18 protein-coding genes are annotated in these 21296 nt (G+C 72.2%); 7 read left to right on the top strand and 11 right to left on the bottom strand.

Features of this window, described 5'->3' with window-relative positions:
* Positions 1–60 precede the first annotated feature (60 nt).
* Positions 61–1203, top strand: a complete 1143-nt coding sequence (locus tag I5071_RS40790) for a hypothetical protein (RefSeq protein WP_236518804.1) — start codon at positions 61–63, stop codon at positions 1201–1203.
* 10 nt (positions 1204–1213) lie between these two features.
* On the opposite strand, the gene I5071_RS40785 is transcribed toward I5071_RS40790, so the two are convergent.
* A complete protein-coding gene (locus I5071_RS40785; protein WP_236518803.1) occupies positions 1214–2083 on the bottom strand; it encodes a hypothetical protein in 870 nt (289 codons plus the stop codon).
* Positions 2084–2100: 17 nt separating this feature from the next.
* The gene (locus I5071_RS40780; protein WP_236518802.1) at positions 2101–2748 is read right to left on the bottom strand and encodes a hypothetical protein; all 648 of its coding nucleotides are present in this window, start codon (positions 2746–2748) and stop codon (positions 2101–2103) included.
* Positions 2749–3098: 350 nt separating this feature from the next.
* On the opposite strand from I5071_RS40780, the gene I5071_RS40775 reads away from it, so the two are divergent.
* Both I5071_RS40775 and I5071_RS40770 read left to right on the top strand, forming a co-directional pair.
* Positions 3099–3620: a hypothetical protein gene (locus I5071_RS40775; protein ID WP_236518801.1), complete on the top strand. Its 522-nt coding sequence runs from the start codon at positions 3099–3101 to the stop codon at positions 3618–3620.
* Positions 3621–3632: 12 nt separating this feature from the next.
* Positions 3633–4493: a bile acid:sodium symporter family protein gene (locus I5071_RS40770; protein ID WP_236518800.1), complete on the top strand. Its 861-nt coding sequence runs from the start codon at positions 3633–3635 to the stop codon at positions 4491–4493.
* 2 nt (positions 4494–4495) lie between these two features.
* Here I5071_RS40770 and I5071_RS40765 read toward each other — a convergent pair whose 3' ends face one another.
* The 7 genes from I5071_RS40765 to I5071_RS40735 all read right to left on the bottom strand — a co-directional run bounded on the left by I5071_RS40765 (position 4496) and on the right by I5071_RS40735 (position 14227).
* Entirely contained in the window at positions 4496–5671 is a 1176-nt protein-coding gene (locus tag I5071_RS40765) for a sensor histidine kinase (protein WP_236518799.1), read from the bottom strand.
* A gap of 36 nt (positions 5672–5707) precedes the next feature.
* Complete coding sequence (locus I5071_RS40760; protein ID WP_236518798.1) at positions 5708–7534, bottom strand: glycoside hydrolase family 15 protein; 1827 nt, start codon at positions 7532–7534, stop codon at positions 5708–5710.
* Between the two features lie 415 nt (positions 7535–7949).
* Complete coding sequence (locus I5071_RS40755) at positions 7950–9041, bottom strand: FHA domain-containing protein (protein ID WP_236518797.1); 1092 nt, start codon at positions 9039–9041, stop codon at positions 7950–7952.
* A gap of 16 nt (positions 9042–9057) precedes the next feature.
* Positions 9058–10638 carry a hypothetical protein gene (locus I5071_RS40750; protein ID WP_236518796.1) on the bottom strand — a complete coding sequence of 527 codons (1581 nt, stop codon included), beginning with the start codon at positions 10636–10638 and terminating at the stop codon, positions 9058–9060.
* A gap of 249 nt (positions 10639–10887) precedes the next feature.
* Positions 10888–11766 (bottom strand): RDD family protein, encoded by an 879-nt coding sequence (locus I5071_RS40745; RefSeq protein WP_236518795.1) that lies wholly within the window; start codon positions 11764–11766, stop codon positions 10888–10890.
* Positions 11763–12785 (bottom strand): stage II sporulation protein M, encoded by a 1023-nt coding sequence (locus tag I5071_RS40740; RefSeq protein WP_236518794.1) that lies wholly within the window; start codon positions 12783–12785, stop codon positions 11763–11765. The genes I5071_RS40745 and I5071_RS40740 overlap by 4 nt, the downstream gene beginning before the upstream one ends.
* Positions 12782–14227 carry a DUF58 domain-containing protein gene (locus I5071_RS40735; RefSeq protein ID WP_236518793.1) on the bottom strand — a complete coding sequence of 482 codons (1446 nt, stop codon included), beginning with the start codon at positions 14225–14227 and terminating at the stop codon, positions 12782–12784. Before I5071_RS40735 ends, I5071_RS40740 begins: the two co-directional genes overlap by 4 nt.
* 190 nt (positions 14228–14417) lie before the next feature.
* On the opposite strand from I5071_RS40735, the gene I5071_RS40730 reads away from it, so the two are divergent.
* The gene (locus tag I5071_RS40730) at positions 14418–14996 is read left to right on the top strand and encodes an HdeD family acid-resistance protein (RefSeq protein WP_236518792.1); all 579 of its coding nucleotides are present in this window, start codon (positions 14418–14420) and stop codon (positions 14994–14996) included.
* Positions 14997–15044: 48 nt separating this feature from the next.
* On the opposite strand, the gene I5071_RS40725 is transcribed toward I5071_RS40730, so the two are convergent.
* Positions 15045–15980 (bottom strand): dickkopf-related protein, encoded by a 936-nt coding sequence (locus I5071_RS40725; protein WP_236518791.1) that lies wholly within the window; start codon positions 15978–15980, stop codon positions 15045–15047.
* Between the two features lie 142 nt (positions 15981–16122).
* Between I5071_RS40725 and I5071_RS40720 the strand changes: the two genes are divergently transcribed.
* The 3 genes from I5071_RS40720 to I5071_RS40710 all read left to right on the top strand — a co-directional run bounded on the left by I5071_RS40720 (position 16123) and on the right by I5071_RS40710 (position 20219).
* Complete coding sequence (locus I5071_RS40720; protein ID WP_236518790.1) at positions 16123–17571, top strand: lipase family protein; 1449 nt, start codon at positions 16123–16125, stop codon at positions 17569–17571.
* Positions 17572–17653: 82 nt separating this feature from the next.
* Complete coding sequence (locus I5071_RS40715; RefSeq protein ID WP_236518789.1) at positions 17654–19546, top strand: DUF4215 domain-containing protein; 1893 nt, start codon at positions 17654–17656, stop codon at positions 19544–19546.
* A gap of 214 nt (positions 19547–19760) precedes the next feature.
* A complete protein-coding gene (locus I5071_RS40710; RefSeq protein WP_236518788.1) occupies positions 19761–20219 on the top strand; it encodes a hypothetical protein in 459 nt (152 codons plus the stop codon).
* 3 nt (positions 20220–20222) lie between these two features.
* Here the strand turns inward: I5071_RS40710 and I5071_RS40705 are convergent, their stop codons facing one another.
* Complete coding sequence (locus tag I5071_RS40705) at positions 20223–21038, bottom strand: hypothetical protein (protein WP_236518787.1); 816 nt, start codon at positions 21036–21038, stop codon at positions 20223–20225.
* Positions 21039–21296: the final 258 nt, after the last annotated feature.

Below are 21296 nucleotides of genomic sequence, written 5' to 3'. Positions count from 1 at the left end.
GCTCTCGCAGCGCGCGTGCCACTCGCGTGTGCCGGCACGGCACGCGCTTCGGCCTCGCGCATGCAACAGGCGCTCTTCTCGGGCGGTCCCTTCGACCGCGTGCTCGATGCGCTCGATCCGCGGGCCGGGCCGCGGCGCCGCGTGCTCGAGCGATGCGTGGTGATCGCGCTCGTCGCGTGGGCACCGATGGCCATCGCGTCGTACGTCGAGGGCACGTTCTTCGGTGGAACGGGCTCGTTCGCGCGCGACGTGCTCGTCCACACGCGCCTGCTCGTGTCCGTGCCGCTGCTGATGATGGGAGCGCGCGCGATCGAGCGGCGCTTCGGCGAGGCGCTCGACCACCTCGAGCGCGCCGGGCTCGTCCCCGCGGAGCGGCGCCCCGGCTTCCACGCGGCGATCGAGTCGGTGGGGCGCCTGCGTCGCGCGACGTGGCCCGACGTCGTGCTGGTGGTGCTGGTCGCGGCGCTCGCGGCCGACGACGTCGCGAAGGGCGACTTCGAGCGGTGGATGGAGCCGGTGCGCGCGCCCAACGCGACGCTCTCGTTCGCCGGCGCGTGGGACCTCTGCGTCGCGCTGCCGATCTATCGCTTCCTCGTGGGCCGCTGGCTCTGGCACCTCGGGCTCTGGTTCGTGCTGCTCGTCCGGATCGCCCGGGTGCCGCTGCGGCTCGAGGCGACGCACCCCGATCGCATGGCGGGCCTGCGCTTCCTGTCCGACGCGCACGAGTCGCTGGGATGGGTGGTGCTCGCGCTCTCGTGCACGCTCGCGGCGAGCCTGATCACGCAGTTGCGGCGCACCGGGGGATCGGTCGACGCGCTCACTCCGTCGATCGCGACCTTCTGCATCGCCGCGCCGCTCGTCGCGATCGGGCCGATGCTCGCGTTCGCGTGGCCGCTCGAGCGCGCGCGGCGCAAGCGTCACGACGACTACGGCGCCGCCGCCGCCGATCTCTCGAGGCGCTACGTCGCGACGCACATCGCCGCGCCGAGCGCGACGCCGTTCGCGCTCGACGGGCCCGAGCCCTCGACCCACATCGACATGTCGTCGAGCTTCCAGAACACGATCGACACGACGCGACTGCCGGTCCGGCGCACGACGATGATCCTGCTCGCCGCATGCGCCGCGCTGCCGATGGTCGCGGTGTACATGCAGCAGCTCCCGATCGCCGAGATCCTGAAGCGGCTTCGCGGCCTGCTCGGGTGACGACGAGGTCTCAGTACAGCTCGGCGCCGACGCCGCCGAGCATCGCGACGGCCGAGAGGTCGTTGCCGAACCAGGTCGGGTGCACCTCGAACGAGACGCTCACTGCGCCGCGCTCGCCGGGCCCGCCCGCGCCGAGGTTCACCGCCACGCGCCCGTGGAGGCCGAAGAACGCCTCGTCGACGCGCGAGCACGCAGCGTTCCCGCGCACCCGCGGGTTGCAGTCGTCGTAGATGTCGACGGAGGGCCCGACGCCGACCGACACGAGGTCCCAGAACGTCACCTCGCCGACGAACGAGCTCCAGAACACGAACGCGCCGTCGGAGTCGCTCAGCCCCGCGTAGAGGAACGTCGGCGCGTAGTAGAACGCGAACCACGGACCGAGCTGGGTGCCGACGCGGAGGTTCCCGCCGACGAGCCAGCCATCGAGGTCACCGAGCATCCCGCCGCCGATCACCGAGGCGCCGAGGCGGAAGCGCGCGAGCTCCGCGGCGGGCTGCTCGATGTACATCGGGGCGTCGGCGGGCTGCCGTGCGTGGGAGGCGAGCTCGACGCCCTCGGGCGTCGTCGGGGACTCGAAGACGTCGACCTCCGGCGTCTCGGTGCCGACCTCGGTGAGCACCGCGCTGCGCGGCACGACCGGGATCGACTGCGCCTCCGGGCCGGTGGGCTCCTGGGTCACGCGCACGAAGCGCGCGCGCCCGTCGCCTTCTCGTGGCGCGTCGATCCGGCGATAGAGCACGAGGGCCCCGTCGTCGTCCTGCACGTAGACGAGGCCGCCCTCGGCGACCTGCGCGCTCGCACCCGACGCCATCACGCACGCCGCGACCACGATCCACGCGGCCAGCCAACGTGCACCTTCGTTCGATCGCTCGCGCTGCATGTCTCCCTCTCCTCGCGTCACGTCGACTGGAAGCGCAGCGGACAGCGGCCTTCGGCCAGCACGCGCGCGTCCTCGCGCAGCTCGTCGCGCAGCTCGCGTCGCGCGGCCGGCTCGCCGTCGCGAGGGAAGAGCTCCATGCGCACGCCGCGCGCGACGTCCTGCAGGCGCACCTCGCGCGTCTGGTGCATCGCTCCGTCCGCCGCGAAGCGCGGCATCGCGGGCGCGGCCTCGCTCTCGCGGCGCTCTTCGTCGAGCGCGCTCGCCAGCGCGCGCACGCGTCGCCGGAGCTCGTCGACCTGATCGGTCTCCGTCGTGCGCAGCACGAGCGCGGCGCCGCGCGCGGTGGAGATCGCGCGCGCCTCGAGCCCCGCCACGTCGCTCGGGCACTCGAGCGCGACCGGCGCCGGCGGCTCGCCTTCGACCACGGTCGAAGGGGTCGCGACGGCGCTCGGCGTCGGCGCGGTCGAGGGGCCGGGCGCGGTCGGCAGATCGACGAGCGACGACTCGGCGATCTCGATGAGCGCGGGCGGCGTCCCCTCCGCGCGCTCTCCACCGTGGCTGACGATCGGCGCCGGCGGGCGCGGAGGCGTCTCGGCGCCGCATCCCGCGCAGAGCGCGACGCCGAGCGACCCCGTCACGACCGCGTTGGTCCACGCCTTCCGCATCCGTCGACCTCCCTGGCGAGAGCGGGTCGAGCACGGCTCACGCCAGCTCTCGCGCGCCACGTGATCGCTCGCGATCACGTGCTCGGCGTCGAGCGATTCGAGGTACCTCGCCGCGAGCACCGCCGAGCGCGGGGAGATCGGCCTCGCCTCCCATCCGGGGCGCTGCGACGCGGCTTCTTCGCGACCGGTCGGATCGCGCCGCGGGAGGTAATCGATCGTGCACGTCGACACGCGGCACCGTGCCCGCCGCTCGCGCTCGACGGCATCGCGCGACGGGCGCAGCTCACGATCGCCACGAGGCACGTCGCCTGCTTCTTGGTCGGTGCACGGCCCTACGCACGAGGACGACGATGCGACGCGAACGATCGATCCACCGGTACGGCGCAGCAGCGCTCGTCGTCTCCGTGCTCGCGCTCGGCGCGTGCGCGACGAGCGGCAGCGGGCGCGGCGAGCTCCAGACCGTCGGCAAGCAGCGCGAGGGCGACGTCGAGTTCGCGTGGATCGCCGAGCCCGACGCGACGCGCGGCGACATCAGCGCGACGCTGCCCGACGGTCGCGTGTTCCGCGGCACGTTCCTGCAGATCACGTCGAGCACGCTGACCTCGGACGTCTCGCCGTACTGGACCACGTGGGGACACGCCTGGTACGGCGGCTACGGCTACCCGCTGATGTACTACGACTATCCGGGCTTCGTCCGGACGTACTCGGGCCGCGTGATCGCGCAGCTGGAGGGCCCCGGCGAGGAGCGGATGCGCTGCGCGTTCGTGCTCGCGCGCCCCGAGGACGGCCCGGCGTCGGGTGGGATGGGCGACTGCGAGATCTCGACCGGCGAGCAGATCGAGTACGCGACGCTGCGCGGCCAGGACGACTGAGGTCGGGCGCGGATGGCCGACGCGATCCGGGCGATCATCGCGGTCGCGCTGCCCGCGCTGATGTTCGCGCACGGGCTCTCGATGCGCGTCGACGATCGACGTGCGGCGAGCGCGGATCGACCCTGGCTGATGTCGCGCGCGGCGCTCGCGGTGATCGTGCTGGTCCCGCTGCTCGCGCTGGTCGTGCTCACGATCGTCCCCACGAGCCCTCGCGTGCACGTCGGCATCGCGATCATGGCCGCGTCGCCGGTGGCGCCGCTCGCGCTGCAGCGGATCGCGGGCGAGCGCGATGCCGACGCGTCGTTCGCGACCGTGATGCACCTGACGCTGGGCTCGCTCGCGGTGTTCACGACGCCGCTCGTGCTCGCGACCCTCGGTGCGATCCTCGGGTTCCGCGCGTCGGTCGGCCCGAGCCAGGTCGCGGGCCAGCTCGCGACGGCGCTGCTCGCGCCGATGGTGCTCGGGATCGTCGCGGCGCGCCGCGCGCCCCTCCTCGCGCGGCTCGCGAGCCCGCTCGGGGCGATCGCGAAGCTCGCGCTCGCGGCCGCCGTCGTGCTGATCCTCGTCGCGTCGTCGGGGTCGATGTTCGCGATGGACCCGACCTCGTACGTCGCGATGGCGCTCTTCGTCGCGGGCGCGCTCGCGATCGGGCACCTGCTCGGAGGCCCTCGCCGCGAGGATCGCGTCACGCTCGCGCTCGAGGCCTCGTTCCGCAACCCCGGGCTCGCGCTGCTCATCGCGTCGGTCGCGTTCCCGTCGGGCCGCCCGCTCGAGGTGCTCGTGCCCTACGTCGTCACGGCCTTCGTCGTGCAGTCGCTCTATCTCGCGCTGATGCGCCGCCGGCGCGAGCTCGGCGCGCCCGCTCCCGCTTGAGCTCACGGCTGCGCGCGCGGCAGCTCGAACCAGAACGTCGCGCCCTTGCCGACGCCCTCGCTCTCCACGCCGACGCGGCCCCGATGTGCCTCGACCACCTCGCGCACGATCGCGAGCCCGAGGCCGAGCCCGCCGCTGCGGCTCCCCGCGAGCGGGTCGCCCTGGCGGAACGGATCGAACACCGACGCGCGGATCTCCGGCGCGATGCCCGCGCCGTCGTCGCTCACCTCCACGCGCACGTGATCTTCGGCGGGGCGCACGCGCACGATCACGTGCCCTCCTCGCGACGTGAACTTCATCGCGTTCGTGAGCAGGTTCGAGAGCACCTGCAGCAAGCGCTCGCGATCGCCGTCCACGTACGCCGGCGCGGCGTGCTCCAGCGCGAGCTCGACGTCCTTGCTCGCCGCGAACGGCCGCGCCGACTCGACGGCGGCCGCGAGGAGGTGCGCGAGCTCGACGCGCTGCAGATCGAGCGAGAGCTTCCCGCTGCGCACCCGCGCGAGATCCAGCAGGTCCTCGACGAGCCGGCGCTGCAGCCCGACGTTGCGATCGATCGTGTCGATCGCGCGCGCCAGGAGGTCGTCGCCCCGCACCCGCTCTCGCGCGAGCGCGACCCAGCCCAGCACCGCCTGCAGCGGCGTCCGGATCTCGTGCGCGATCACTGCGACGAAGAGATCCTTCTCGGCATCGGAGCGCTCGGCGCGTCGCTTGGCCTGCTCGGCGTCGTCGCGCTGGAGCTCGATCGCCGCGCGCACGACGTTCTCCATGCGCTCGACCGAGGCGGCGATCGCGTCGTCGAACACGCCGTGGAACGTGCGGCCCGGGGCGCCGTCGAAGAGCGTCTGGTGCGGCACGAGCCGCTCGACCACGATGTCGCGCAGCACCGCGATCTCGCGCACGACGGCGGGGATGTCGTAGCCGTGGCCCGCGCGCTGGGCACCGTGCTCCGAGGCCGCAGCGTGACGCTCTTGCGGTGCATCGTGCCCCTCGAGCGCGCGCGCGACCTCGTCGAGCAGCATCGGTGCGTGATCGAGCAGCTCGTCGTCGGGGAGCGTGCTCGCGCGCGGCACCCGCGGGTCGGCGCGCACGCGCTCGACCCAGGTGTCGAGGATCACCTGCTTCTCCTCGCGCAGGACGCGCGCGAGCTCGTGGCAACGCGGGTCGAGGGGGCCGGTCACGCGATCGCGTGACAGCACATCTCGGACCCGGTCCGCTCAGGGATGTGCGGGCTGGGCCTCGGCGCGGGGGCGCGTCTTCTTCGCGCGGCAGATCTCGATCGCGTTCGCGGAGAAGATGAGCGCGAGGTGCGAGAACGCCTGGGGGAAGTTCCCGATCTGCCGCCCCGCGATCGGATCGTACTCCTCCGAGAGCAGACCGACGTGATTCTGGAGCGCGAGCAGGCGCTCGAAGAGCTTCTCGGCGTCGTCGATGCGCCCCTGGTACGCGTAGTTGTCGGCGAGCCAGAAGCTGCACGCGAGGAACGGGCTCTCGTCGCCGGGCAATCCGTCGAGCCCGAGGCCGGTCGAGTAGCGCTGCACGAACCCGCCGCGCAGCAGTCGCTTCTCGATCGCGCGGACCGTCGAGAGCATGCGCGGATCGTCGGCGGGCAGGAACCCGACGTGCGGGATGATCAGCACGCTCGCGTCGAGCGCGTCCGAGCCGTACGACTGCGCGAACGCGCCGATGCCCTGGTTCCACGCGCGCGTGCACACGTCCTCGTGGATGCGCTCGCGCAGCGCGCGCAGGTGGGGCAGCTCGCTCTGCAACGGATCGCCACCGACGCCGTACTCCTCGACGAGTCGGATCGAGCGATCGATCGCGACCCACGCCATCACCTTCGAGTGCGTGAAGTGGCGCAGACCACCGCCGCGCACTTCCCAGATGCCTTCGTCGGGTCGCTGCCAGATGTGCTCGACGCGCTCGAAGACCTCGCGCGCGATCTCCCACGCTTCTTCGAGCGGCGGCAGGCCCGCGCGGCGCGCCTGGTACAGACAGCTGATCGTCTCGCCGTAGACGTCGAGCTGGAATTGGCTCCATGCGCCATTGCCGACTCGCACCGGTCGCGACTCCTCGTATCCAGGGAGCCAGTCGAGCTCGAATTCGGTCAATCTCCGCTCGCCCGCGAGCCCGTACATGATCTGCAGGCGCGACGGATCTCCGAGCACCGTGCGCGCGATCCAGTCGCGCCACGCGCGCGCTTCGTCGGAGTAGCCGCCGATCATCAGCGCATCGAGCGTCAGAGTCGCGTCGCGCAACCAGCAGAATCGATAGTCCCAGTTGCGCACTCCACCGATCTCCTCGGGGAGCGAGGTCGTCGGGGCCGCGACGATGCCGCCGGTCGGTGCGTACGTGAGCGCCTTCAGGGTGAGCAGCGAGCGCAGTACTGCGTCGCGCCACTTGCCTCGATAGGTGCAGCGACTCGCCCACTCGAGCCAGAAGCGCTCCGTGTCCTCGAGCGCGCGAGGGACGTCGAGCGGCTGAGGCGCCGCACGATCCGATGCGGTCCACGTCGCGACGAACGACGCCTGCTCGCCTGCGCGGATCGTGAACGTCGAGGACACGCGGGAGCGCCCGGCGGTGAGGGGCACCGATGCGCGCAGGTGCATCGAGTCGGGCCCCGCGACGAGTGTGACGAGCCCGTCGTAACAGCGGATCCAGGGCAGGTTCGCGCCGTAGCCGAATCGCACATCGAGCACCATCTCGAGTGTCACGGCGCCACTCACGCCCTCGACGATCCGGATCACGTCGTTGCGATCGAGCGTGGGCGTCATGAAGTCGACGATGCGGACCACGCCCTCGTCGCACTCGAGCTCGGTCTCCAGCACCAGCGTGTCGCCGCGATAACGCTGCCGCGTCTCGCGCACGCGCGTCGTCGGGCGCATCGCCCAGCGCCCGTGCTCGTCGCGACCCAGCAGCGCGGCGAGGCACGCCTCGGAGTCGAAGCGCGGCACGCAGAGCCAGTCGATGTCGGCATTGCGCGAGACGAGGGCCGAGCCCTTCATGTCGCCGATGAACGCGTAGTCTTCGATGCGAGAGGCCATCGCCGCGGTCGCTGCAGCGCGCGTGCCCCGTCGCGGACGCGTCGCGCCGTGTCTCGCACTTCTGTCGAGGCGACACCACGCCCCGCTCCCGCGCGACCACACGCAGCGACCAAGAGCAAGCGCGCGCAGCCCTCGGGCACCGCAGCGACCAAGAGCAAGCCCGCGCAGCCCTCGGGCACCCACCGCAGCGACCAAGAGCACGCGCGTGCAGCCCCTCGGGCACCCACCACAGCGAGCAAGGGCAAGCCCGCGCAGCCCTCGGGCACCCACCGCAGCGAGCAACGGCAAGCCCGCGCAGCTCTCGGGAACGGCAGCGACGAAGAGCAAGCGGGGCTGGGGCCCCGCGCGCAGCGTTCGGGGAGGGGGGCCCCGACGAAGTCGGGGGGAGGGGTCTTCCAAGACCCCTCCAGGAAGCTCAGCGGTACGTGAAGCGCAGCTCGTAGTCGCAGAGCTGGTAGACGTCGCCCTCTTCGATGCGCTTTCCGTCCACGCGGCGGCCCTGGAACTCGACGCCGTTCGTGCTGCCGAGATCCTTCATGTAGAAGCCGCCGTTCTGGAAGATCACGGCCGCGTGACGACGCGAGATGTTGCCGTCCTTGATCGCGAGATCAGCGGTCTTCGTGCCGCGGCCGATGATGAACTCTTCCTTGTTCACCGGGAACTTCTGCCCGTTGAAGATCACGAAGAGCGTCGGCATGCCCGCGGGATGCGTGCCTCCTCCCGCGCCGGGCAGCGGCGGCGCTGCGCTCGGGAGCGGAGGCGGCGCGCCGTACGACGAGGGCGCGGGCGCGCCCCCACCCGCGCCGTACGCAGGCGGACGCGTGGTCTGGGGCGGCGGCGGATACGACGACGGTGCAGCGGGCGCGGCAGGCCGCGGCGGGGGCGCGCCGTACCCGGGCGGCGCGGGATAGCCGCCGGGCGACGATGCCGCGGGATACGAGGGCGGCTGCGCGGGATAACCCGGCGCCGGTGCGCCCCCGTAGGGCGCTCCGCCGTAGCCGGCCTGCGACTGCGGCTGCATCGGCGGCGCCCCGTACGCCTGGGGCGCCGGGGCACCGTAGCCCGCGCCACCGTACGCAGCGGGCGGCTGCTGGGCGGGCGGCGCGGGATACCCACCGGGCGACGAGCGACCGGGGGGCGGCGGATATCCACCGGGGCCCGAGCCCTGGATCGGCGCGGGCGAGGGCTGCCCGTACGAGGGCGCGCCGGGCTGCGGATACGACGCGCGCGCGGGCGGGGGCGGCGGCGCCGAGGGAATCGCGGGCTGGCTCGGGACGCGCTGTCGGCCCTGCTGCGCGGTCGGCTCGGGGCGGGCGCGCTGGCCGGTGGGATCGGGCGTCGGACCGGTGCGCGCGCCGTAGTTCCGCGAGCGCGCGTACTGCCGCATGGCCTCGTTGATCAGATAGTCGACGGAGCACTCGAGCTCGCCGCTCATCTGCTCGAAGATCTCCCAGAGGTAGTCCCGGCACTGGAACTGCCGCAGGGTCTTCTTGTTCTGGTCGTTCATCGTCGTGCTTCGTCCCTCAACCGGGCGCACCGGCGGAGCCAGCGCCACCCGCGCTCGCTCCTCCCGTGCTCCCGGCCCCCGTCGCGCCCGTCGCACCGGCCCCCGCCGCGCCGCGCGTCATGCGCTCGCGGATCGCGGTGACCACGTCCTGCGCGATCTTCCCGACCGTGTCGTGCTCTTCCCAGTGCTCGCCGCGGGTCGCGGTGGTGTCGCCCGCCATCGCCTGGATGCGCGGCAGATCCGCCTCGTCGCCCTGGCGCTCGAAGTAGTAGAGCGCGATCGCGCGGTTCCACCAGTTCGGCGACGCGAGCTGCGCCGTCATCAGCGCGTCGGGCTCGGGGCGCATCGCGGCGATGCGCGTCGCGTACCCGTTGAGCTCCTCGCGCGCGTACTGGATCTCGCGCGCGTTCGGCAGGCGGCCGAGCCACTCCGGCAGGATCTCCGGGCCACCGAGGGTCAGGATGAGCGTCCCCACGCGCCAGCGCTGGCGCCACTGCGCGTTGTCGGCGCTCGTCGCGAGCGGCCAGAGCTGCGGGATCGCCTCGCGCGCGCGGCTGTCGGCGATGCGATCGAACGCGTAGTCGCGCACGCGCACCGGCGAATTCTGATCGAGCGCGAGCGCGAGCAGCGCCGCGTTCTGATCGGCCCGCACGTGGCCTTCCATCGCCTGGAGCGCGACGACGCGGCGCTCCTCGCTGCTGCCCGTCGTCTGCGTCGCCATCTCGAGCAGGCGGTTCGACACCGTCGGCTCGCCGGCGAGGTGGTGCATCGCGGGCAGCGCGCCCGTCGTGATGAACTGCTCGCGGTTGAGCGCGACCGCGGCCTGCACGCGCGCCGGGTCGGGCGCCGCGCCACCCGCTGCCGCCAGCTGGGTGCGGATGCGCTCGCCGAGCCAGTTGCCGAACTCCGGGCCCTCCATCTCGCGCTCGATCGCGACGAGACGCTCCGCGGCGCGGGTCTTGGTCTCGGGCGTGCCGAGCGCCGCGACGAGCTCCGCGATCTTCACCAGCGCCTGCTGCGGGATGCGCGAGTTCATCGCGTCGACGAGGCGCTGCGCGGCGGGCGCGCCGAGCTGGCGGACGACCTGCTCCGCGCTGAAGTTGCCGGCGAGGCTGCGGCCGTTGAAGTCCTCGACGAACCAGCCGACGACGCCGTCGGTGAGCTGGCCCTGCTGGGTCGGGCTCGCGTACTGGAGCACGAGGAACGCGGCGTCCTTCGCGCGCACCTGGAGCGTGGGCGGCGGGCCCTCCTCGGCCTGCTGCGGCTGACCTTCGCCGCGCATGAGCTCGAGCAGGCCGGGCGCCATGCCGTCGACGATCCGGCGGCGCGTCTCCTCGTCGAGCTGGCGCAGCGCGCTCTGCAGCTCGGTCACGCCCTCGACGTCCTGTCGCTCCATGCGCACGAGCGCGAGACCGGCGTGGATGCGCAGGTCGTCGTCGTACTTGTCCGAGAGCAGGACCGCCTTGATCTTCCCCGGGCCGCGGACCGTGCCGATCCACGTGTCGACGTCCTCGTGCGTCACCGCGCACGCGGCGAGGAGCGCCACGGAGCAGAGCACGGTGAACAGGTTCCGGAGCGAGCGAACGTGGAGGTGCATGGATCCTCGTGAAGGCACCACGCGCGTGGTGCCCGGCCGGTATCGCCCCCGAGAGGGGCCCCGCCGCGTGCGTCACACCAGGCGTTCCGCACACCTCGGCCTGGCGATGGGTGCTCGATAGTACGGAGGAATCGGCCGAGGGATCAAGAGCGCGGAGGGACCTATGCGGGGTCCGGCGGCCCGGGCGGATGCGCCCCACCGGATGGGTAGGATCCGGTGCGAGGAAACACGTCCGAGGTGCTCGGTCGTTCAGTCTCGGCGTCCGGGTGCGTTCTTGCGCTCGTGTTTGTCCGCGATGCGACGGCCGAGCACCAGGTTGCGCTCGAGCTCGGTGCGCTGATCCCGGTAGAACGCCCGCAGGAACGTGCCCGGAGTGCGCTGGGGCTCGGTGCCTTCGAACCCGATGCGGCGCGCGATCGTCGTCGCCACCACCCGGAGGTCGTCGTCGTCCGCCTTGCCCGCCTCGGCCGAGCGCAGCAGCTGCGCGAGGGTCTCGAGCTCGTGCTCGCCGTAGACCGCGAGCTGCTCGCGCGTGAAGCGCAGCCGGGTGGCCCGGGTGCCTCGCGCCTCGTCGCGCAGCAGCTCGCTCTTCGGCACCCGCACCACCACCGTGCCCGCCACCAGATCCCCGGCGCGGGTGCGCTCGCGGGTGAGCACCGGCAGGAGCGCGACCAGCATCAACCACGCGACCGCGGGATACGCGAGCCACCCCGGCGCCCGGCCGATCGCCGCCTCGGGCGCCACGAGCAGCACGATCGGCAGCATCACCTCGAGGTCGCGCATCACGTTGCGCGCGACGATCGCGTCGAGCCCGAGCTGCGCGCCGTCGCGCGAGACCACGCGCAGGCGCAGGAGTCGCTTGCCCGGGGTCGAGCCCTGGAAGCGCGTCTCGAAGAACAGGAAGTACCCGTGCCGGATCACGAACATGCCGAGCACGATCAGCGCGAGCACGTGCTCGCTCGCCGTGATCGCCGCCGCGAGGAACCCGACGATCAGGAACACGATCAGCAGCAGCTGCGAGAACACGACGTCGAGCACGTACGCGATCGCGCGCTCGGGGACGCTCGCGAGCGTCAGGCCGATCTCGGTGCCCTCGGGCGCGAGCAGGCGGACGCTGCGCTCGCTCATGATCGCCGCCTCACGAGGGCGCGACCGCCGAGCACGATCCACGCGCTCAGCCACGCGGCGTTGAAGAGCGCGAGCGCGAAGCGCAGCAGGTCGTGGGTGACGACCTGACGGAACACGCCCTCGACGAACCCTGCGATCAGGAAGAGCACGACAGAGCCCGCCGCGACCACCGCGCCGCGTCGCCCCGCGTCGACCAGCGCATCGCGCACGCTGCGCGCGCCCGGCGCGAGCACGCTGCGACCGAGCGCGAGCCCCGCGCCACCACACAGGAGGATCGCGCCGATCTCCGGAACGCCGTGAGGGAGGAGCCAACCGAGCAATGGGATCAGGAGCCCGCGCTCGTCGTAGAGCGCGAGGAAGCCTCCGAGCATCAGCCCGTTGGTGAACACCAGCAGCGCGGTGGGCACGCCCGCCGCGAACCCGAGCGCGAACGCGAGCAGCCCGATGCCCGCGTTGTGGCTGAAGAGCGACGTCGCGAAGATCGAGAGCCCGTCGTGCTGCGGCGCGTAGAGCCCCTCGCGCAGGAACTCGGTGCTCGCGCCGGGCGAGCGACCGCTCGCGAGCCCGGGGTCGACGAACGCGAAGTACCACTCGGCATCGACGCGCACCATCGCGTACGCGACGAGCAGGCCGAGCAGGAAGATCGTGGTGGAGAGCGCGAGCTCGCGCGACATCGAGCGCACGGCCGCGGGGAAGCGCTCGAAGAAGAAGCGCCGCAGCGGGCCGCGCTCGGGACGACGCGACGTGTAGACCGCGAGGTACGCGCGACCGACGAGCGACTCGAGGTAGTTGACCAGCGCGCGATCGAGCGCGGTCTTGCGCGCGACGTTCAGCGACGAGACCGCGCTGCGGTAGAGCATCGGGAGGCGATGCAGCTCGTCCTCGCTGAGGCCGCGCAGGCCGCTCGAGAGCGCACGATCGAGCATCTGCTCGAGCTCGCTCCACTCGGCCTCGCGCTCGGCGCGGAAGCGCACCGAGCGCGGCTCGACGCGCATCGGATCGGAGACGCGATCGGTCATCCGATGAGCCCTCGCGCTTTGATGTTCACGTATCGCTCGACGAGATCCGCGGCGACCGCACCGGGGCGCGAGTGCACGACGTGCACGCCGAGGCGCGGCAGGCGCGCGAGGACGAGGTGGCGGCGCTGCGCGAGGTTCGACGCGACCACCGCGGCCGCGAGATCCGACGCGTCCGAGGGCAGCGTCGAGAGCGGCTCCTCGAGCAGCGGATCGTCGAGCGCGACGAACACGATCACGTGCTTGCGCGCGAGCTGACCGAGCGCGTCGAGCATCAGCTCGGCGGTCGTCGCGTCCGAGAACTCGGTGAAGACGACGACCATCGTGCGGCGGCTGAGCCGGCGCAGCAGATCGTGCAGACCGAGCACGTGGTTCGTCTCGTCGGTCTCGGCGCGCAGCGCGGCCGCCGCTTGTCGCAGCCGCGCGAACTGACCGACGCCCGAGCGCGGCGGGACCCACGCGCGCGGCTCGCCGCCGTAGCCGTGCATGCCGACGAGATCACCGGCGCGCAGCGCCGCCTTCGCGAGCACGAGCGCGGTGTGCACGCCGTGATCGAGACGCTCGAGGCCTTGAATGGGATCGCGCGCGTTTTCCGGAGGGGTCTTGGAAGACCCCTCCCCCCGACCGGCAGAGCCGGATCGGGTCCCCCCTCCCCAAACGCTGCGCGCGGGGCCCCACCCCCGCTTGCTCTCGCTCGGCGCCGTGTCGGCGATCGGATCGCGCATCGCGCGGCCGACGTCGAGGCACACGACGATGCGCTGGCGGCGCTCGACGTGGAAGCGACGCACGCGCAGCTGCTGGTGGCGCGCCGAGGCCTTCCAGTCGACCGAGCCGAGGTCCATGCCGAGCGTGTACTGCTGGAGCGACTCGAACTCGCCGCCCTCGCCCGTCCACTTCTCGCGCTTGAGGCCCGAGAGCATCGGCTGCGCGCCGAGCACCGCCATCGTCGTGCGATCGACGTGCTCGACGTCGGGCACCACCGCGATCGGGCCCGCGCCGCGATCCGCCTTCTCGATGCGCGCGACGAGCCCGAGCGGCCCGCTGAGGCGCAGCCAGATCTCGCGCAGGGTGCCGGTGCCGCGCGAGTCGGCGTGCAGATCGATCGGCAGCTCGGATGCGCCGCGCGGGATGCGCACCGCGATCGGCGCGCTCGCGGTGAGCGGCGCGTCGGCGATCGCGCGCAGCGTTCCGTGCAGGGGCGCGGCGGCGCGCAGATCGATCGCCGCCTTCGCGCGCACCGTGCGCCCCACCCCGGCGCTCGCGGGGCGCTGCAGCGCGATGTCGAGGCGCGCGCTCGCGAGCAACGCGAGATCGATGCCGACCGCGACGGCGACCGCGACCCAAGCGATCGCGAGCGCGATCCACGCTGGCTCGAGCGCGAGCGGCAGGATCGCGAGCGGCGCGATCGCGAGCAGGACGACGAGGAGACGCGGGGTCGGGACCACGGCGGAGGCGACGAGCGTAGCTGAGGAATCCCCGCGCGCTCACGTGGATTGCGCGCTGGCGCGCGGCGCCCCTCGCGCAGCACGTCACTGGCGCTCGATGCGACGCAGCACGCGCCGCGGGACGTGCGTTTCTCCCTCGTCGCGAGGTGGCACGACGCTGGCTGGCTCTCCGTTCGACCGGAGTCGGATCATGACCACGAATCGTTCGTTCTCGTACGGCTGGGCCGCCGGCGTCGCGATGGGCGTCCTGATGATCCTCGGTGGGATCTTCTGCATCGGCGCGAGCCTCGCGACCGGGCTCGTCACCGTCGTGCTCACCGGCGTGTTGCTCGTCGCCGGTGGTGTCGCCGAGATCATCGCGGGCTTCCGCCTGCGCCGTCACGGCTCGATGTGGCTGCCTTTCCTGGGCGGCGCGCTCTCGATCGTCGTCGGCATCGCGATCGTCTCGCGCCCCTTCACCGGGCTCGCGACCGCGACGCTGCTGATCGCGTCGTTCATGGTCGCCGCCGGGTTGGTGCGCGGCATCGCGGCGATCGCGGATCGATATCCGAGCTGGGGCTGGGACGCGCTCTACGGCGTCGTCGCGATCCTGCTCGGCGTGTACCTGCTCGCGTCCTGGCCGGTCTCCGCGCTCTGGCTCGTGGGGACGTTGGTCGGCGTCGAGCTCGTCTCGCGCGGCATCGCGTGGATCGTCGGGTCGCTCGCGATGCGTCGCATCGTGCGCGAGGGCGAGCGTCGCGTCGTCGAGGGCGCAGCGACGCCGGCGTGACGATCCGACGAGGGTGCGCCGCGAGCGCACCCTCGTCGTGCTCCGTGCTCAGCAGCGATCCGAGGGCCGACATACCCGACTGACCGGGTTCGTCGGGACGTGAAGACGACAACAGCCACTCTCGCACTGACCATGTCGGGAGCAGGTCCGTCCCTCGTCCTTCTTCGGACGGCACTCGTTCATCCCGACACCGAGCACGCCAGTCCAGCAGTACTCGTCGTCGGCACAATCGGAGTCCTCCTCGCAATAATCGGTGGGCGGGATTCCTTCGCACTCGGCGATGCAGTCCTCGTTCGCCTCGTTCGCTTCGTAGAGCGCATACGAATACGCCGCGGTCGCCGCGATCACGAGCACCGGCCACGCCGGGCCCGCGATCGTCGCGGCGGCGAGCGACGCGATGTACGCCTGCAGCGCGAGCGCGGCGGCGGTCGCGAAGCGACGTTGGCAGTCGAGGATGCACGCGTCACTGACGTCCTCGGTGCCCTCGGGATCGATCTGGTCGAGCTCGTACTCGATCCATCCATCGATCGCGCGGCGCTCGCGGGAGAAGCGCGTGACCGCGCGATCGAGCACCTCGCGCCGCAGGTCGCGCGAGAGCGGGCTCAGCGCGTAGCGCTGATCGAGCGCCGCGTAGAGCGCGCCCTGGCGATCGATCAGCGCCGGGTCGAGCGCGAGCGCCGTGTAGAACGCACCGGGCGAGTACTGCTCCTGAATGCGCGGGAAGTCCGAGACGAGCTCGGCGTGCGCCTCCTGCGCGGCATCGGTCGCGCGCGAGAGCTCGACCGCGCGGATCGCCGCGATGCGCACTGCGATGCCGAGCCATGCCTCGAACGCGGGATCGCGCACCAGGCCGTCGACGCGCCAGCTCACCTCGGCGAGCTCCTCTCGCGTCAGCGCGAGCTCGCGCTGCTCGACCTGCGGGGCCTCCGCGGCGCACCCCGCGAGCATCGCGATCCACATCACGATCGGAATCGAACGGTTCATCTCGTCTGCCCTCCTCGAGAGAGCAGCGAGCTATCACCGCGCTGCGCGACACGCGCCTGAACCGTGCTGAAAGCGCCTGAAAAGCGCGCTCGACCAGATCCGCTACGGAATCCGTAGCGCCGAGCGGGATAGTCTCGCGCCCGTGACGACGCGTCGTGTCTCCCTCGCCCTCTCGCTCTCTCTCCTGCTCGCCGCGTGCGGCGACGACGACGGGCCCGCGACGATGCCCGACGCGTCCGCGCCACCACCCGACGCGGCCACGTTCCCCGCGTGCCCGGCGCTGGCGCCGATCGTCGCGGGCACCGCCGAGACCGACGCGATCGCGAGCGCACCGCCGCGCTGCGGCGCGTCGCCGGGAGCATGGCTGCGCTCCGATCGGCTCGGCGAGATCGTCTCGCGCGACACCGGCACCACGTACAGCCCCGCGCTCCTGCGCGGCCTCGCCGCGGGCGTCGACGTGACCTTGCCGCGCGACCCCGAGCACGTCGTGCGCACCGAGACCGTCGCCTACGTCACCCAGGATCGCGGTGCGCTCGTCGAGTCGTCGGCGCTGATCGCGTATCCGAGTGATCTCGAGCAGCGCGACGAGCTGCCGATCCTCCTCGTGCTGCACGGCACGTCGGGCTTCACCGCGGGCTGCGGGCCCACCGGCGATCCCGACACCGCCGCGCTCGCCGCGCTCTTCGCGAGCTTCGGATGGATCGCGGTCGCGCCCGACTACCTCGGTCTCGAGAGCGCGGGCGCGCCCTACGGAGCGCTGCATCCGTATCTCGTCGGCGAGGCCACCGCGATCGCCTCGCTCGATGCGGCGCGCGCTGCGGCTCGCCTGCTCGCGGACGATCGGGGCGCGCTCTGCGCGTCACCGCGAATGGCGATCTTCGGAGGCTCGCAGGGCGGGCACGCCACGCTCTGGGTCGATCGCCTCGCGCCCTACTACGCGCGCGAGCTCACGCCGATCGGCGCAGCCGCGACGGTGCCGACCGCGGACCTCGTGGGCCAGGCCGAGCGCGCGCTCGCGAGCGTGGTGCCCGCGACCGCGAACTTCACCGCGATGATCACGACCCAAGCGCCGTGGTACGGCGCCGAGGACGCGCTCGCGTCGATCTTCGTGTCGCCGCTCGACGCCGACATCCCCGCGGCGCTCGCGGCCTCGTGCGATCCCGGTGACGCGCTCGACGATCCTCCGTCGCTCGACGCGCTCTTCACCACGACGTTCCTCGACGCGGTCGCGAGCGAAGGCGCCGGCGCAGTCGAGCCCGTCGGGTGCTGGCTGCGCGAGGGCTCGCTCACCACGACGTCGGTTCCGCGTATCGGGCCCAGCGATCCCGGCTACGGAATCCTCTTCGTCGTCGCGGCCGATGACGCGCTCATCCACCCGCCGATCGAGCGCGCCGCGTACGACACGCTCTGCGCCGCGGGAATGCCGCTCACGTACCTCGAGTGCGAGGGCGCGGGGCACGTGCAAGGGACGCTGTGGGCGATCCCCGAGCTGCTCGAGTTCCTCGACGCGCGGCGCGAGGGTGTGGCGTTCGTGCCGCAGTGCGAGCGAGGGCCCGCAGTGCGGTGCATGGGAACGCCGGAAAGCGGCTGATCGACACTCGCGCACTCGAGTCGATGCGCGTCGATCGCGCACCCGTTGGAGCGAGGCTGACTCGGTACGATATCGGACCAGCATGCGGTTGGTCTGCGCATCTGTCGTCTCGTTCTCGTTCGTGTGTCTCGCCGCGTGTGATCCCGACGATCCAGCGCGGCCCACACCCGATTCCGGCGCACCGCTCGGCACCCTCGATGCGGGCCCGGTCCGCGACGCGAGCACACCCCCGCCGCGCGACGCACTGCCGCGCGCCGACGCCGGGGACCTGTGCGGCGACGGAATGCGCGGGATCACCGAGGCCTGCGACGACGGAGACACCGATCCCGCCGACGGCTGCTCGGAGACCTGCACCGTCGAAGAGGGATTCCGCTGTCCTCCCGCCGGCGGCGCGTGCCGCGCGATCGTGTGCGGAGACCGCAGGGTGGAGGCGCCCGAGCGCTGCGACGACGGTGACGACGACGCCGGCGACGGATGTGACGCGACCTGTCAGGTCGAGGCAGGGTGGGAGTGCACGATTCCCGGCCTCGAGTGTCAGGCCGCGCGCTGCGGTGATGGAATCATCGCGGGATTCGAGCAGTGCGACGATGGCGACGCGGCGAGCCCGGGCTGCAGCGCGGAGTGCCGTCTCGAGCCCGGATATCACTGCCCCACGCCGGGCGCGGCGTGTGTCGCGACGACCTGCGGCGACGGACTGCGCCAGGGCGTCGAGCAGTGCGACGACGGCAATGTCCGTGCTTACGACGGCTGCGACAACGAGTGTCGCAACGAGCCCTCGTGCATGGGCGGCACCTGCACCGCAGTGTGCGGCGACGGCGTCATCCTGCCGGGCACCGCCGAGGAGTGCGACGACGGCAACACGCAGGACGGAGACGGCTGCTCCGCGACCTGCGACGAAGAGGCCGGATTCGAGTGCTCGCTCGTCGAGCAGCCGCTGCCGCCCTCGATTCGACTGCCGGTCGTCCATCGCGACTTCCGCGGCGGCGATCAGGCAGGCAGTCCGACCCACCCCGACTTCAACACGCGCGGGGGTGAGGGAATCACGTTCGACATGGTCACCGACACGCTCGACGGTGAGCGGCGACCGGTGTTCAGCGGTCTCGTGGTCGGCGGCGCGGGCGCGCTCTCCACGGAGTCGTTCCACGACTGGTATCGAGACAGCGCGCGCAACATGCCGGTGCTCTCGACCCTCGAGCTGACGCGCGTCGGCACGACCGATCAGTACGAATTCTCGAGCACCGCGTTCTTCCCGCTCGACGCGCTGGGCTGGGACTCGCCGACCTCGACCGCGCCCGAGACGTACATGGAGGACCACAACTACGGGTTCACCACCGAGATCCGATATTGGTTCCAGTACCAAGGTGACGAGCGCCTCGACTTCCGCGGTGACGACGATGTGTGGGTGTTCGTCGACGGACATCTCTGCCTCGACGTCGGCGGTCTGCACCCCGCGGTCGGCGCGGTGATGGACTTCGCGAACCCCGCCAACGCGGGAGACGCGCGACAGACCGCGATCGTCACCGAGTGCCGCGATCGACTGCGGGTCGGCGGGGTGTACGAAGTGATCGTGTTCCACGCGGAGCGTCGTTGTTGCGCGTCGAATTTCCGACTGACGCTCTCCGGGTTCGTCACCCGCGAGTCGGACTGCGACTGGACCTGTGGCGACGGAATCGTGACCCGGTTCGAGCTGTGCGACGACGGGCCGGGGATGAACACGGGCGAGTACGGTCGCTGCGGGGCGGATTGCCGCAGTCGTGGCCCGTATTGCGGCGACGGCGAGGTCGCGAGCGGTGTCGAACAGTGCGACGAGGGTCCCGACAACGACGGTCGATACGGCGGGTGCAACCCCGACTGCACGGCCGGACCGCGGTGCGGCGACGGAGTCCGGCAGGGCACCGAGGAGTGCGACGCAGGCGAGGAGAACGGCGCGACCTCGAGCGCCTGTGACGCGGAGTGCCGACTGACGCTCCTCTGATCGAGCGACATCGAGAGCGAGAGAGACCGCGGCGCCAGGTGTGCCGCGGTCTCTCGCATTTGACGGTCACGAGGGCTCGGACCACATCTCCGACGCCATGAACGCCCTCGCCTCTTCGTGCTGAACCGGGCTCACGGACGGCGGCGCTGATCCGCGCCGAAGCCGTCCGACGTGGGCCCGGTCGAGATTCGGTCTCTCGACGTGGGCTCGATTCATGGCAACGACACGAGACGGCTCGCCGGGCGAGCCGTGGCTCCTCCATCTCCCGCATCGCGCGCTGCGCGTCGGGCTCGACGTCGCGCGCATCGCCCGGGCGCGCGGGGATCTGCGCGATCCGCGCGAGCTCGAATACCGCTTCGGGCTCCACAGCCACGAGCGTCGCTTCGTGCGCGAGCTGCTCGCGGCGCGCACCCAGCTCTGGGTGTTCCGCTGCGATCAGCTCCGCTCGTGCGGCGATCTCGTGGTCGTCGACATGTCCGCGCCGCGCGCGCTGCGTCGCTGCGTCGTCGTCGAGCTCAAGCAGCGCGTGCGCGTCCGCGCGGCACCGAAGCACGTCCAGCTCGCGAACCACGCCACCGCGATCGCCGAGCTCGCGGCACGCGGGATCGTCGATCCCGATCCGCCGGTCACCGCGCTCCTCGGCGAGGTCGGCGTCGGCACGCTCGCGTCGTGAGCGTCAGACGTCGGTCGCGACGACACGCCCGCACGACACGCCGAGGAGGACACCCTCGCGGGCCGCCCACCCGAGCGGCCCGTGCACGCCTTCGATCACCCGCGTCGCGCCGGTCGCGATCGTCCGCTCGATCACGAGGCTCTCGTCCGCCGTGTACACGCGATCGGGCCGGCTCACGATCCACCGCGCGCCGAGGTGATGCCCCAGCGGCGCGAGATGTCCGTCGTCGAGCGAGATGCGATCGACCTTGCCGCCGTTCCACACGACGTCGACGTGCCGCTCGTCGGGATCGAGCGACACCGCGTCGGGCTCGCGACGTCGCGGGTTGCGCACGTGCCGCCGCGTCCCGCGCCCACGATCGAGCACCGTGATCAGATCCTCGTCGACGTGCACCACGATCGACGCGCCGAGCGCGCTCTCGCCGACGTACACGCCGCTCCACTCGCCGCGGCGCGTGCCGTCCACGCCCCACACCGCGAGCGAGCGCGCCGTCGCGATCACCACCTCGCGCAGCCCGGGATGGGTCGCGATCCGCGCGTCGTCGACCCGCACGTGCAGGCCCGCGGGCGCGCCGCTCTCGACGTGGAACGCCTGCACCTGCTGGGCGCCGGTCAACGTCTCCTCGATCACGACCACCACGTGATCGTCGGCGAACGCCGCGTCGCACCACACCCGCGCGTCCGCTGCGTCGAGCGTGCGCGCGCCGCGCTCGCACCCGCTCGCATCGCGCACCACCAGCCGCAGCCAGCTCGTCGCGACGGTCCGCGGCGGCGCGAGCGGCGCGAGCGCGACCAGCTCGGGATCTCGATCGGTGATCATCTCACTGTCTCAAGAAATCGGCTCGCCCGCCGGGCCCTACCGTCCGCGCGCTTCGCGCGCTCCCGTCCGGGACCGGCGGGACGAGCACTCCCGCAAACAACTCGGCTCGCCCGCCGGGCCCTACCGTCCGCGCGCTTCGCGCGCTCCCGTCCGGGACCGGCGGGACGAGCACTCCCGCAAACAACTCGGCTCGCCCACCGGGCCCTACCGTCCGCGCGCTTCGCGCGCTCCCGTCCGGGACCGGCGGGACGAGCACTC

The sequence above is a fragment of the Sandaracinus amylolyticus genome (assembly GCF_021631985.1).
GTDB lineage: Bacteria > Myxococcota_A > Polyangia > Polyangiales > Sandaracinaceae > Sandaracinus > Sandaracinus amylolyticus_A.
This window is presented reverse-complemented; position numbering and strand designations above follow the sequence as displayed.